13 protein-coding genes and 1 other RNA gene are annotated in these 13,572 nt (G+C 40.3%); 10 read left to right on the top strand and 4 right to left on the bottom strand.

Annotation, left to right across the window (positions count from 1 at the left end; genetic code table 11):
• Positions 1 to 24 precede the first annotated feature (24 nt).
• From purQ to WDA22_04870, 4 genes are read right to left on the bottom strand one after another with little or no spacing between them, the layout of a single operon-like run.
• Positions 25 to 741, bottom strand: coding sequence for a phosphoribosylformylglycinamidine synthase subunit PurQ (purQ, locus tag WDA22_04885; protein ID MFA5832797.1), 717 nt, complete (start codon positions 739 to 741; stop codon positions 25 to 27).
• Entirely contained in the window at positions 738 to 986 is a 249-nt protein-coding gene (purS, locus tag WDA22_04880) for a phosphoribosylformylglycinamidine synthase subunit PurS (protein MFA5832796.1), read from the bottom strand. The genes purQ and purS overlap by 4 nt, the downstream gene beginning before the upstream one ends.
• A gap of 15 nt (positions 987 to 1,001) precedes the next feature.
• Positions 1,002 to 1,763, bottom strand: coding sequence for a CDP-diacylglycerol--serine O-phosphatidyltransferase (gene pssA / locus WDA22_04875; protein MFA5832795.1), 762 nt, complete (start codon positions 1,761 to 1,763; stop codon positions 1,002 to 1,004).
• Positions 1,760 to 2,476, bottom strand: a complete 717-nt coding sequence (locus WDA22_04870) for a phosphatidylserine decarboxylase family protein (GenBank protein MFA5832794.1) — start codon at positions 2,474 to 2,476, stop codon at positions 1,760 to 1,762. The genes pssA and WDA22_04870 overlap by 4 nt, the downstream gene beginning before the upstream one ends.
• Positions 2,477 to 2,685: 209 nt before the next feature.
• On the opposite strand from WDA22_04870, the gene WDA22_04865 reads away from it, so the two are divergent.
• The 10 genes from WDA22_04865 to WDA22_04820 all read left to right on the top strand — a co-directional run bounded on the left by WDA22_04865 (position 2,686) and on the right by WDA22_04820 (position 13,532).
• Positions 2,686 to 3,789, top strand: coding sequence for a Nif3-like dinuclear metal center hexameric protein (locus WDA22_04865; protein MFA5832793.1), 1,104 nt, complete (start codon positions 2,686 to 2,688; stop codon positions 3,787 to 3,789).
• A 14-nt stretch (positions 3,790 to 3,803) separates the two neighbouring features.
• Entirely contained in the window at positions 3,804 to 4,532 is a 729-nt protein-coding gene (locus WDA22_04860) for a C4-type zinc ribbon domain-containing protein (protein MFA5832792.1), read from the top strand.
• Positions 4,529 to 4,942 carry a ribonuclease HI family protein gene (locus WDA22_04855; GenBank protein MFA5832791.1) on the top strand — a complete coding sequence of 138 codons (414 nt, stop codon included), beginning with the start codon at positions 4,529 to 4,531 and terminating at the stop codon, positions 4,940 to 4,942. The genes WDA22_04860 and WDA22_04855 overlap by 4 nt, the downstream gene beginning before the upstream one ends.
• Before the next feature lie 141 nt (positions 4,943 to 5,083).
• Positions 5,084 to 5,569, top strand: an RNA gene (rnpB, locus tag WDA22_04850) — RNase P RNA component class A.
• 88 nt (positions 5,570 to 5,657) lie between these two features.
• Positions 5,658 to 7,364, top strand: a complete 1,707-nt coding sequence (gene recJ / locus WDA22_04845) for a single-stranded-DNA-specific exonuclease RecJ (protein MFA5832790.1) — start codon at positions 5,658 to 5,660, stop codon at positions 7,362 to 7,364.
• On the top strand, positions 7,361 to 7,936 hold the full coding sequence (gene ruvC / locus WDA22_04840; GenBank protein ID MFA5832789.1) for a crossover junction endodeoxyribonuclease RuvC: 576 nt from the start codon (positions 7,361 to 7,363) through the stop codon (positions 7,934 to 7,936). The genes recJ and ruvC overlap by 4 nt, the downstream gene beginning before the upstream one ends.
• Positions 7,933 to 8,535 (top strand): Holliday junction branch migration protein RuvA, encoded by a 603-nt coding sequence (ruvA, locus tag WDA22_04835; GenBank protein ID MFA5832788.1) that lies wholly within the window; start codon positions 7,933 to 7,935, stop codon positions 8,533 to 8,535. The genes ruvC and ruvA overlap by 4 nt, the downstream gene beginning before the upstream one ends.
• A 25-nt stretch (positions 8,536 to 8,560) precedes the next feature.
• The gene (locus WDA22_04830) at positions 8,561 to 8,950 is read left to right on the top strand and encodes a DUF1801 domain-containing protein (GenBank protein ID MFA5832787.1); all 390 of its coding nucleotides are present in this window, start codon (positions 8,561 to 8,563) and stop codon (positions 8,948 to 8,950) included.
• Positions 8,951 to 9,278: 328 nt separating this feature from the next.
• Complete coding sequence (locus WDA22_04825) at positions 9,279 to 10,427, top strand: GntR family transcriptional regulator (GenBank protein MFA5832786.1); 1,149 nt, start codon at positions 9,279 to 9,281, stop codon at positions 10,425 to 10,427.
• 105 nt (positions 10,428 to 10,532) lie between these two features.
• Positions 10,533 to 13,532: a TonB-dependent receptor gene (locus WDA22_04820; protein MFA5832785.1), complete on the top strand. Its 3,000-nt coding sequence runs from the start codon at positions 10,533 to 10,535 to the stop codon at positions 13,530 to 13,532.
• Positions 13,533 to 13,572 lie beyond the last annotated feature (40 nt).

The following is a 13,572-nucleotide window of genomic DNA, read 5'->3' as shown; positions in this document are numbered from 1 at the left end:
CTGGAACAAATATATATTTTCCAGTTATGCTGATTGTAAAACGAAACTCTGAATAAGCGATTCAAAAATCTTTTTCCCATCCGCAGAACCAAGTTGTATCTCACTTGCACGTTCCGGATGCGGCATCATTCCCATCACATTACCGGTCTTGTTCATAATTCCGGCAATATTATTGATTGAGCCATTTGGATTTGATTCGTCCGTTGTTTCTCCATACTCATCACAATAACGGAATACCACTTGTCCATTCTCTTCTAACGATTTTATCGTATCCGGTTCGGCAAAAAAATTCCCTTCGCCATGCGCGATGGGAATACTGAGAATGTCTCCGGAAGTAAGTGTGTTCGTGTACCGAGACTCCGAATGTTCTACTCTGATGTTCACATGCCTACTGGAAAACAGCAATGAACGATTTCTCAGCAATACGCCTGGAAGCAGACCAGATTCGCATAAAATCTGAAATCCATTGCAAATACCAATAACAACTCCACCCTTCTCTGCAAAGTTCATTACTTCATTCATGATGGGTGAGAAACGTGCAATGGCACCTGTGCGAAGATAGTCACCATAGGAAAATCCGCCGGGGAGGATGATGACATCAGAATTTTTCAAATCAGATTCTTTGTGCCAGAGAAACTCCGCTTCCTGACCTAACACATGTTTTGTAGTGTGATATGCATCGTGATCGCAATTGGAGCCGGGAAACACAACAATTCCAAATTTCATCTTTGGTCTGTTCATACTTTTTGTATCGTGTACGTGAAATCTTCCATCACAGAATTTGCAAGCAGTTTTTTACATGCTTCTTCGGTGATCCGTTTTGCATCATCTTCCGTTGCTGCATTCACTGTCATCTGAATCGATTTACCGATACGGACATTTTCAACTTCTTTCAATCCGAGCGTGTGTATTCCCAGCTCAACAGCTTTCCCCTGAACATCAAGAATTGACGGACGAAGTGTTATTGTAATTGTTGATTGGTACATAGTCTTTTCACACTGTTAAATGTCGTAATTCGGTGCTTCTTCTGCACCAATTTCTTTGATCTCTTTATGAGCGGATTTTACTACACTATAATATAGATATCGAAGTATACCAAAAAGAACAAACGCTGCAAAGAGATAAAATAGCGCTTGCCCCTTTGTAATAGCAATCAAAAATATGCTAAAGAAAAATGAAATCGATTTTACAGGATGTTTTCTGATTTCCTTTGCGGAAAATTTTGGAAGTGTATCATACTTAATTTTGCTGACCATAATAAGCGACATAACAATACTCAACGGTGCTAACATTGTTGCAGCCAATCCTTCCAAACGATTTCCGTCTATAGTAAATGTAAGGATGTATGACACAATCGCAAGTGCGCTGGACGGAATAGGAAGTCCTACAAAGTAATTTTTATCAAACCCGACCAACTGCACATTGAATCTCGCCAATCGGATCCCTCCCATAATCATCAGCAACGAACTTATGATAAGTCCCCATTCATTCATTTGGTACAACTGAATCTTATACACAAGAAATGCAGGAGCAGCGCCAAAGGAGACCACATCTGAAAGGGAATCTATTTCAACACCAAATTGACTGCTCGATTTTGTTAATCGTGCCATCAATCCGTCAAGCGCATCGAATGCTCCGGCAAGAATAATAAAATATGACGCCTCAACAAAATGTCCTTCGCTAGATTGGACGATGGAGAGTAATCCGCAGAACATATTCAAGACAGTGAATAATGTCGGAACAACAGCTCGCGTTATTCTCACTTCATCTCCGCAACAATTGTTTCGCCGGCGACAGTTTTTTGATTTATCACAACTCTTATCTCTGCGCTCTTCGGAACATAAATATCAACGCGTGACCCAAATTTGATCATTCCGAAACGCTTTCCCGCTTCAACACTGTCTCCCACAGCCACATTGGCTACAATTCTTCGCGCAATAAACCCGGCAATCTGCTTGAAAAATACTTTTCCCTTCCCATTTTCCATACCAATATGAGTCTGCTCATTTTTCAGGGATGCTTTGTCTTCAAATGCTGCAAAAAACTCCCCTTTCACATATTCAAAATATCCAACGGTACCTGTTATCGGATTTCGGTTCACATGTACGTTCACTGGAGACATAAAAATGGACACCATCTTTGCTTCCCCTTTTAGATACTTTTCTTCAACAACATCTTCAATTTTGATAACCGTGCCATCAGCAGGCGAAATAACCAGATTTTCCCCTGACGGAGTTACCCTTTCCGGGTCTTGAAAAAAGTTTAGCGTGAAGATAAAAAGCAGTATTGCCGATGCGATAAGAACTGATTTTGCAATGGTTTGATCAACGAAGAAATAAGAACCTAAACCCAGGATAAGACAAAATACCGTAACAGAAAAGAAGACATCATAGCCGTACTCAGTGATCAATGCGTTACACTCCAAAGGATTAAGATTTGGTTGAAAGAAATCGCCAAAGAATAAATTTTTCGCCATAAACTTACCGAAAAATTGAGGCAAAGTCAATCTTGCTTATTTTCGATAGTTTTGCTACTTTAAAGAAGAATATAATTCAAACTATGACGCCTACTCCGAAGAAACTGATAACGCAAAAGAAAAAAGCGCGTACTACAATTTTTCAATCACAAGAAAACGTCCCGAAAATCCAACGGGACGTTTTTTTTGTTGTGCCCTAATTGTCAAGAGTGAAAATAAAAGAATTCCAAAATCAGTTTGAGCAGATTGCCCCTTCAGCTGTAGCGTGGGACAGAGATAATGTTGGACTTCTTATTGGGCGTGAAAATGACACCATAAGAAATATTTTAGTTGCACTCGATCTAACGATGGATGTTGCGAAAGAGGCGAAGCAAAAAAATGTAAATTTTATTGTCACGCATCATCCGTTGTTATTTCATCCCTTAAAAAAAATTACGGAACCTTCTCGCGTTGGCGAACTCGTTCTGTATCTTACGAAACATAAGATTAATGTATTTGCTGCACATACAAATTTAGACAGTGTGAATTGGGGTGTAAATTTTTCGTTGGCAAAAACATTGGGATTGACTGATGTAAAAGTCCTCTCCCCCATGAAGCAAAGTTTGACGTCAATTGTTGTGTTTGTTCCTGAAGGACACACGGAACGTGTTGCTGAAGCGATGCATGAAGCGGGTGCCGGAATGTTCTCGACATACGATCATTGCAGTTTCCGTGGCGAAGGTACTGGCACGTTTCGCGGAATGAATGATGCAAAACCTTTTCTCGGTACGGTGGGAGTATTAGAACGAGCAAAAGAGACGCGTTTAGAAATGTTAGTTGAAAACTGGAAGATTGGATCCGTTCTGTTGGCCATGTTGAAAGCGCATCCATATGAAGAAGTCGCTTATCAATTGCATCCACTAGAAAATAAAAATACGGAATATGGATTGGGAGCAATCGGCAATCTGAAAAATGGAATAGCTCAAAAAGATTTTTTAACTCTTGTAAAAAGGAAACTGAAAGTAAAAGCGTTACGTTTTTCTGGAAACGCTCGCACCATCAAACGCGTTGCTGTTTGTGGTGGTTCAGGAAGTGAGTATATCAACGATGCCATTGCACTCCATGCGGATGCCATGGTAACAGCGGACCTAAAATATCACACATTCCAAGATGCTGAAGAAAAAATATTGTTGATAGATGCAGGACATTATGAGACAGAACGGATCATACTCCCTGTTCTTGCTGATAAGATTATTGAAATGTTCAAACGGAACAACCATTCCGAAAAAATTTTTATTACACAACATAGTACAAATCCCGTACATATATTTTAAGCAAGGAGACTCCATTGGAAGAAACACTTCGGTTATTATATCTGCTTCAAAAAGTTGACAGCAATTTGGATGATGTAGAAGAATTAAAGGGCGATCTGCCGGAAACAGTGCGCGATCTGAAAAAAGAAATCGCCGAATTGACGGAAAAAGCAGATTCAAAACAGAAGTTTATTGATAACTTTGTCGCTTCCAGAAATAAAGCAGATAACGACATCAAAGATTTCGAAGAGAAACTGAAAAAATATAAAGAACAACAGTATCAAGTCCGCAACAATAAAGAATATGATGCGATCACGAAAGAAATCGACTTTGCAGAAGAATCGGTGAAAACCCTTGGCAAACAGTTTGAGGATTTTGAAAACCACATGTCCATTGCAAAGGGCGAATTGGAAGAATATCAAAACTCGTTGAATGAACTGAACGAAACATTGAAGGAAAAAGCGGATGAACTTGCGGTCGTTTCTAAAGAGACGGAAGAAGAGGAATTGAAATATAATCACGAACGTGAAAAAATCGTTGCCCGATTAAATAAAGATATTTTAGGACGGTATGATAAAATTCGATCGGGACGCGGAAAAGCAGTTTCGACAATCAGAAAACAATCGTGCAGCGGCTGTGGCAACAGAGTGCCTCCTCAACACGTTATGGAAATCCGCCGCAATGATAAAATATATCTCTGTCAGCATTGCGGACGTATCGTTGTATCGGATGAATTAGCACATACAGCGAACGCGGTTCAATGAAATTAAAAGCTTTTACCGATGGTGCATCGCGCGGTAATCCCGGCCATGCAGCTATCGGGATAGTTATAAAAGATGAGCAACGTGCTACCGTACTCACTCACAAGCGATATCTGGGATCGACAACAAATAATATCGCAGAATATACTGCACTGCTTGAGTGTATAGAATTAGTGCGCGATTCAGAAACTTTTCGCTGCACTGAACTTGTTGTACAGACGGACAGCGAATTGATGGCCCGTCAATTAAACGGCCAGTACAAAGTAAAAGATCCCGGTTTGAAAGTGATGTTCCAAAAAGTGAAAGCAGCTCTGGGATCGGCATCATTCAAATTTTCTATCGGTCATATCCCCCGCTCTTTAAATAAAGAAGCGGATGCGTTGGCAAATGAAGCGATCGATTTACAAATGTAATCAAGTATGGTAGAAATTTTCATCATCACATCCTTCATGATGATAGCGGCCCTTCGCTCGTTCGATCGGGTCGAAAAAGTTTTTAATTCATCATCTATTCATTCTCATCAGCGAGATGTTGTGCAAAGCCAACAAGTTGCCGTGGTACGCCAGGCAATCGCTGTAATTCATTCACGAATTATGGAGGAAAGTCCGAACTCTTTCCCGATCCGTCTTAGGATGTATCGGGATGGACACAGTGCCGGATAACGTCCGGGGTCCCGATCCGTCGGGATACGGAAAGTGTCACAGAGAATATACCGTCCCGGTGCTCTGCATCGGGATAAGGGTGAAAAGGTGCGGTATGCAATCAAGCGTACTTAATGTAAGAGCGCACCGCGGTAGTAGTAATACTGCCGGTCCTATAAAGGATCCCGCTATGCGGGACATGATAAACCCCACTGAGAGCAAGACCGCGTAAGTTTCGTTTTCCATTCATGGAAAAAGAGATGTCCGCTCAATTCTTCACCGAGACGAAACGGGTAGGTCGCTAGAATCATGCAGTAATGCATGATCAAGAGAAATGATTGCCTCTTTTCCGATTTGTCGGGAAAAAGACAAAATTCGGCTTATCGGCAAACCCAGCGCTTTGTTGGCTTTGTGCAACACTTGAGAATGAAAGATGCATTCTCTCACAAGATAACGATCAGTATCGGTATCGCATTGGAGAATTGCATTGACATCAAAAAAAGAATACCGGTGGACGGTCGCTCCCGCTCCACCAGCAGAACTTGTTAAACAACTGTCTGACGAGTTAACTATCTCCTCTTCACTTGTTTCTATTCTCATCAACCGGGGAATCGATACATTTGAAAAAGCGAAAAAATATTTCCGCCCTTCTATCAATCAACTACACGATCCTTTCTTAATGGATGGGATGTACATTGCTGTTGACCGGCTTCTCCGCGCCAAGAATAACAATGAAAAGATCCTTGTCTACGGCGATTATGATGTTGACGGGACCAACGGAGCAGGAATGCTCTATCTCTATTTCAAGGAGATCGGTTGCGATGTTACTTATTATATTCCTGATCGTTTGACGGAAGGATATGGCATTTCACAGCCTGGCGTTGAATTTGCAAAAAAAGAAGGAGTCACCCTCCTCGTTGCTATTGATTGCGGCATTACGGCATTAGCACAAGTTGAGTACGCCGGTCAACTCGGAATTGATGTGATCATTTGCGACCATCACGAACCAGCTGATGAATTGCCAAACGCCGTTGCAATCCTTGACGCCTTAAAACCGAATTGTCGCTACCCGTTCAAAAGTCTTTGTGGAACGGGAGTTGGTTATAAATTCATTCAAGCAGTTGCACGCACGTTAGGACACGAAGAGAAAATAGAAAAGTATGTTGACTTCGTTGCCCTTGCAACCACTGCGGATATTGTCCCACTAATCGACGAGAATCGAATTTTTGTCCGCCTCGGTCTTGAACGAATCAACTCCAATACTCGTCCTGGAATTCGCGCACTATTAGAAAGCGCAGGTTTGAAGATCGGCGCAATCACAACGGGGCAAATTGTGTTTGCAATGGCTCCCCGCATTAATGCCGTCGGCCGGCTTGGTGATGCAAAACGTGCAGTCGAATTGCTCGTCAGCGATGATTATCAAGATTCGATTGCGTTTGCCCGCGTGCTGGAACAGGAAAATCTCACTCGTCGGAAGATTGACGAAGGTGTCTTTATAGAAGCGCAAAGTCTGATCGAACAATATTTTAAAGATAACGGCGACGGCGCCATTGTGATGCATCAAGAGAAGTGGCATCCGGGTGTCGTCGGTATTGTCGCATCGCGTATGGTGGAAAAATATTACCGTCCTGCTGTGATGTTAACAACACTCGAAGGTGTTGCGAAGGGATCCGCTCGAAGTATTTCCGGTGTGAACATTCACCAAGCGCTAAAAATGGTGGAAGATAAATTGCTTCAGTTTGGCGGACATAAATATGCTGCAGGATTAAGCGTTGATCTGGATAGAGTTGATGAATTCCGCGTAGCATTTAATGCTGTTGTAAAAGGAATGTTAACGGAAGATTTGCTCACCCCGTTGATTCATATCGATACAGAAATCGATCTTGCAGAATTAACTCCAAAATATCTTAGAATTTTGAAACAATGCGCTCCCTTCGGTCCGCAAAATATGCGACCGACCTTCCTTGCCAAAGGTGTTCAGGTTATTGGCCTTCCTCGGATTGTTGGAAAAGATCACTTGCGGTTCAAAATTAAAAAGAACGGCATTTCATTTGATTGTATCGGATTTGGGCTCGGGTCAATGATGAACAAAGTGAAAGAAAAATTAAATAATCTTGATCTTGTATTTTCGATTGACGAGAACGATTTTACAGGAGTTACACTGACGCAGTTAAAAATAAAAGACCTTAAATGATTATTTTGGGAGTTGATCCGGGAACATTGATAGCAGGTTACGGCGTCATCGAGCAAAATGGAAAGACCTTGTCCTTGCTTGATGTTGGTGTAATTAAGAATGCTTCTGAAGTGTCAATGCCTCTTCGACTAAAGAAAATTTATTCGACTTTATGCTCCGTTATCGATAGATTTCATCCGGATGAGTTTGCAATTGAGACAGCCTTTTATTCAAAGAATGCTCAATCTGCACTCAAGATAGGACAGGCGCGGGGAGTTTCAATCTTAGCGGGAGTTAATCACGAAATTCCAGTAACGGAATACTCACCACGTGAAATTAAAAAAGCAGTAACAGGAAAAGGGGCTGCGTCAAAAGAACAAGTACAGTATATGATGATATCGATGTTGAAATTGCGATCGACGCCCAAACATTTTGATTCAACGGATGCTCTTGCAGTTGCAGTATGTCATGCTTTTAAAATTTCATCTTCAGAGTCCACTCTTCCATCAAAAGTCCGTAACAATGGTAAGAATTGGAAATCATACATTGCATCTCATCCCGATAAAATTATTACATTCAACAAAACTACATGATCTCATATCTTAAAGGCATAGTAACAAAAAAATCTCCGACAGAGATTATCATTGAAGTGATGGGAGTGGGATATGCTGTCAATATATCACTTTCTACATACGAACAATTGACAGAAGTCAATACGGAAGTTACCATCCTAACGCATCACCATATTCGTGAAGATGCCCAAGTGTTGTATGGATTCTCCTCTGACGGCGAACGAGAAATGTTTCGCATGTTGATTAGTGTATCAGGTATTGGCCCGAGGATGGCTCAAACAATACTTTCCGGAATTCGCCCTGATGAATTAGCACGCACAATCACTACTAGTGCTATTTCTACTTTAACGGCAATTCCAGGTGTCGGGAAAAAGACCGCTGAACGCTTGGTGCTTGAACTGAAAGATAAAGTGGCAAAAATCGAAGGCTCCGACAAGATCATCGACTTTCCAAATACTGGAGCATCCACTCGTTCCGAAGCATTGACAGCGTTAATGTCACTTGGTTTTTCCCGGGAAAAAGCGGAACAATCGTTGCGAGGAGTGCTGAACGATATCAACGGCAACAATATTTCTATCGAAGATCTTATTAAACGCGCTCTACAATACACATCGAAATAATTCCTCCCTTACAATTTCATAGGACATGAAATCTAAAAAATCCAAAGAAGTAAATGCGTACCTCAAGCATTCTCCAAAACATGTCCGTGGTCTTATGATCGCTGTTCGCGAAATTATTTTAGCAGCATTCCCTGATATTGAAGAAACAATTAAATTTACTGTTCCGTTTTACACAAGAAAAGGGTTGCTTTGTTACATAAGTCCCCTCAAAACAAAAGATGGTATCTATATTGGTTTTGTCAAAGGATATTTGATGTCTGATGAGCATGGAATATTTACCGGTAAGGAACTGAAACAAATCAGGCATATTGAATTCAGAAAAGAATCGGATATTAAAAAAAGATTGTTTAAAAAATATCTTGAAGAGGCAGTGATGTTCAATGAACTAAAAAAAGATGCATTTATTTTTGAATGATCGACTTCAACATTATTGATAGTGTAAAATAATATTGCGCTTATTCTTCGTAACATGCTTTCCGCAATTACGGCACGATAATATCACTTTAACCGCATCAGCGTATCATCTCTTAAAAACAATTTTATCATCGCCATTCATTGAATAATTTCTCGCAAAGAGAAAATAACAATTGTTCAAGTCTGGTTTAGGTTTAATTCACACTAACGTTACAGACCGTACAACTTTTCCTTTCAGCAGATCCCCCAAGAAAATACTTCTTGACAAAGAAGAATAAATCATCTAAGTTAAGCCAACAGGAATACCTAGTATACCAAGTAACTATTTTATGCCTATTGAACTAAACGACTCTACCCCACTCTATCTTCAAATCGTTGACGATATTAAGGCCCAAATTGCTTCCAAAAAGCTTAAGGTCGGCGAGAAGATTGGCTCCCATTCAGAACTAGCTGCCCATTACGGAGTAAGCCTTATTACGATAAAAAAAGCCCTCGCAACAATGATTTACGAAGGAGTTGCCTTTAGCAGGGTCGGTATGGGAACCTATGTCGCTAAGTCTCTTCTTGAGTCAAACCAACGCGAGCAGCAAACGATCGGACTTGTTTTCCGGGATATCCGCTCTCCTTTTTTTTCACGCGTCATGGACAGCGTTGAGGAAGCCGCTTACAAACTTGGGTATCACGTTCTCATTTCAAATTCATCCAATAAGGCGGAACGCGAAGATTCTCAGATAGCACGGTTCCGAAAGTTTGGGGTTAAGGGTATGATCATTGCATCCATGACCCATGAATACCATGCTACTCCTACCATTAAAAAATTATTGCAGGAACACTTCCCTTTTGTCATGGTCTCGTATATCGCTGATGAAGATATTCCCTTCGTTGGTTGTGATCACGAACTTGGAGGATTCATCGCTACCAATTATCTGATAAAACTTGGGTATCAAAGAATCGGGTATATCAATGGAGAAAAAGGAAACGAAGTCGGTAATCTTCGACTTCAAGGATATAAACGGGCCCTGCGAATACATGGCAGACAAATAGATGAAGGATTACTCTTTCACCTGGGTATGCGCGGCGAATGGTACGATTATCAATCTGGCTACGAAATTGGAAAGCAATTTAAAAAGATTAAAGTACAGCCTGATGCGATGTTTGTCTATAACGACCTTGCTGCACTCGGTTTTGAATATGCAATCCTAGAACAAGGATTGCGAGTTCCTGAAGACGTTGCAATTATTGGTTTCGACGACATTGAAAGCGGTCAATTTGCTGCGACTCCTTTGACGACAATCCAACAACCGACAAATATCATTGGACATCAAGCAATGGATGTACTTGTCCGACAAATTGAGGGTAAAAAAGGATCAATACGTCGCATTTTGAAACCACAGCTTATTATTCGTGATTCATGTGTTAGCGGACGAAAAACTATTTCATCAAAGATACAAACACACAGTAAACCTAAACGGCGTTAAGGAAGATTCCCAATCAAAGAACAGAAAAATTGTTGCGCGAATGATTCAATTGTCATGATCAAATATTCTTCACTCATTTAGTATTTGTTTGAAAGATTGATACGTATGAAAACCTTGTTGCTGCTCTGTTGTATTGTTACTCTCTCCTCTCTCGGACTCGGACAGAATGTCCTCCAAGGGACAGTCACAGATTCTACCACCAATGAAAAACTGATTGGTATCAACGTGTTTCTCGAAGGAACATCGTTGGGTGGAATAACAGATATTGAAGGAAATTATAGAATTAATAACATTCCCGAGGGAACATATACCGTACGGGTTTCGTGTGTGGGATACGAATCAAAAAAACTTGTTTTAACTTTTTCTGAAGATCAAAATCAATCCTTTCATGTTCGTTTGTATCCGGCCATTATTGCCGGCGAGGAAGTAGTGATCACCGCGCAAATGCGGGGACAGATGGCTGCTATAAATCAGCAAATAACTTCAAAATCCATAATGAATGTTGTATCCGAAGAGAAAATACAGGAGCTGCCTGATGCTAACGCAGCATCGGCAATTGGTCGTTTACCTGGTGTGTCTTTGCTCCGTAGTGGAGGCGAGGCTAATAAAGTAATCTTGCGCGGGTTAAGTGATAAATTTTCCGTTGTCACAATCGATGGAAATAGAATGGCACCAACCGATGCGAATGAACGTGGAGTTGATTTAAGCACAATTTCCCAGGGATCGTTGGCAGGAATCGAACTGACGAAAGCATCCACATCAGATAAAGATGCCGATGCCATTGCTGGCAGTGTAAATTTAGTGACAAGAAAAGCTCCATCGGAAAGATTGATTAGAATTGAACCCAGGGGATCATATAACGGTTTAGATAAATCCGCAAACCAATACAATTTTTCCGGAAGATACGGAGAACGTTTTTTTGACGATTTGTTTGGGATTCAAATATCCGGCAACCTCGAACGGGCCATTAGAAGCAATGAATCAACAGATCTTAATTACGATCTCACGGGAATAAAGAATGGCAATGATTATGAAATCACTTCATTCAGACCACTCTATACTAATGAAATACGAAAACGCGGCGGCGGAAGTATCATTTTGGATTTTGATACACCCGATGGAGGTCGTCTTTTAATAAACACGATGTTGAATCAAACTTCGAGAAACTATTTGACGTCGAATCGGAATTATACACAAACAGGACAAGTCATTTATGACTATCGAGATAGGGAGACAGAAATTACTACGATTAATTCGTTTCTCCATGGCGAAAATTACCTTGTTGGATTGAAAGTAAATTGGAATCTTGCCTTCTCTCAGGCAAAAAGAGATGATCCCTTTGATTTTGAATTAAATTTGATCGAGCCTTCTTTACGTGATTCTACGGGGAAAACTATTTCTGGAATGAGTAACGTCCCTAAAGATTATGCTAAAGGTCCCGTTGAAAAGTGGATTCCTTACGCGTTGAATAATTTTCAAACAGCAACCATTGATCATGCAAACGATAATGCACAGACAAACTTTGATAAAGAAAAAAGTGTATCGCTTAATCTTTCCAAAGAATATTCTTTAAGTGATTTTTTATCCGGTGAATTAAAATTTGGCGGGAAATATAGACAAAAATCAAGATATGCATCGTTTCATCAAACAAGAGCAAATTATTATCTGCATACATGGCCTGTCTGGACAAAACAGAAAGATGGTACAGTCGTAAGAAAAGATTTGTCGGGAACACAATTTGAGAACTTGAAATTAACACAAGGGGGTTTAGTTATCTTCTCAAATTTTCTTGATGCTATTCCGGAAAATCGCGCTATTTACGGGAAATATGCATTGTATCCATTAATCAATAGGGATGCATTACGTTTATGGAGACAACTCAACATTAACGGTTATTTAGATCAAACGGGAAATGATCCAGAATATAAGAAAAACGTTGAAGTAGAGGGTGATGTTTATGGAATTACCGAACGTGTCCTTGCCGGATATGCTATGAATACTTTGAATATTGGCGCACAATTCTCTCTTGTAACAGGAGTTCGAATAGAAAGTGATGACAATGACTACAATTCAAAATATACACCAAAAACCCTCAGTGGTTTTCCGTTCCCAATTGGTGAATTACGAGACACGACTGTTTTTCATCAAGAAAGTGTTGTTCTTCCTAACATTCATGCAATTGTTAGACCGTTAGATTTTATGAACATACGCTTGGCCGGTTACAAGATGTTGGCCAGACCGGATTTTAATCAACGATTACAGAAATTCGTTGCAAGTTCAATTACCGGTATTAATACGATGACCGTTGGTAATCCGAACTTAAAAAATGCTGTCGCTTGGAACTATGAGATTCAGACACAATTCTATGGAAATACGATCGGGCTATTTTCTGCATCTGCATTTTATAAAGATATTAAAAATATGTACCACGCAACAAATGGGGTTCAGGTTTCCGGACAGAATACGCTTGATAGTCTTGGCGTTCCATGGAAGGATCCTTTCCCCGGTGTGAACAGTAAATTTAATCTCAATTTCCCTTACAATTCAACAAAGCCGACGCGTGTTTGGGGATTTGAAATTGAGCATCAAACAGATTTTAAATTCCTTCCCGGTTTCCTAAGCAATATTGTTTTGAATTACAATATCACGATCGTACGATCAGAAACTTGGGTTACCTCATCCAAAGTAGTGACAGATACTGTCATTCAGGATCCATTCCCTTTTCCGACACCTCGAACACAAGTTTTTCTCATCAATACAAAGCAAAAACTGGAAGATCAACCCGAATTTTTTGGAAATGCTTCTCTTGGATACGACATCGCAGATTTTTCATTCAGAATTTCAATGTTTCATCAGAGCAGCTACAACGCCACATTTTCCTCTAATCAGAGAAGTGACGGAGTTCAGGATGCATACACTCGATGGGATGTAACATTGAAACAGAAGTTCACGGATTTTATTTCGGTCACTTTAAATTTAAACAATATTACCAATACACAAGAAGGAACAACCACTGCTAATAGATTTCATTCAGAATGGGATTTGCCAAATGTAAACAACAGATATGGTGCTTCTGCTGAACTTGGAGTAAGAATTGAGCTATAACCCTAAACCACAATTTACATTCACTAAATACAGGAGGTTC

The organism is Bacteroidota bacterium (assembly GCA_041658205.1).
GTDB lineage: Bacteria > Bacteroidota > Ignavibacteria > UBA10030 > UBA8401 > UBA8401.
The sequence above is the reverse complement of the archived record's forward strand: the minus strand, read 5'-3'. Positions and strand labels throughout refer to the sequence as shown.

Excerpts from the sequence above, each read along its gene's own strand:
- purQ (MFA5832797.1), bottom strand. The coding sequence starts at position 741 with ATGAACAGACCAAAGATGAAATTTGGAATTGTTGTGTTTCCCGGCTCC.
- purS (MFA5832796.1), bottom strand. The coding sequence starts at position 986 with ATGTACCAATCAACAATTACAATAACACTTCGTCCGTCAATTCTTGAT.
- WDA22_04870 (MFA5832794.1), bottom strand. The coding sequence starts at position 2,476 with ATGGCGAAAAATTTATTCTTTGGCGATTTCTTTCAACCAAATCTTAAT.
- WDA22_04855 (MFA5832791.1), top strand. The coding sequence starts at position 4,529 with ATGAAATTAAAAGCTTTTACCGATGGTGCATCGCGCGGTAATCCCGGC.
- ruvC (MFA5832789.1), top strand. The coding sequence starts at position 7,361 with ATGATTATTTTGGGAGTTGATCCGGGAACATTGATAGCAGGTTACGGC.
- ruvA (MFA5832788.1), top strand. The coding sequence starts at position 7,933 with ATGATCTCATATCTTAAAGGCATAGTAACAAAAAAATCTCCGACAGAG.
- WDA22_04830 (MFA5832787.1), top strand. The coding sequence starts at position 8,561 with ATGAAATCTAAAAAATCCAAAGAAGTAAATGCGTACCTCAAGCATTCT.
- WDA22_04825 (MFA5832786.1), top strand. The coding sequence starts at position 9,279 with ATGCCTATTGAACTAAACGACTCTACCCCACTCTATCTTCAAATCGTT.
- WDA22_04820 (MFA5832785.1), top strand. The coding sequence starts at position 10,533 with ATGAAAACCTTGTTGCTGCTCTGTTGTATTGTTACTCTCTCCTCTCTC.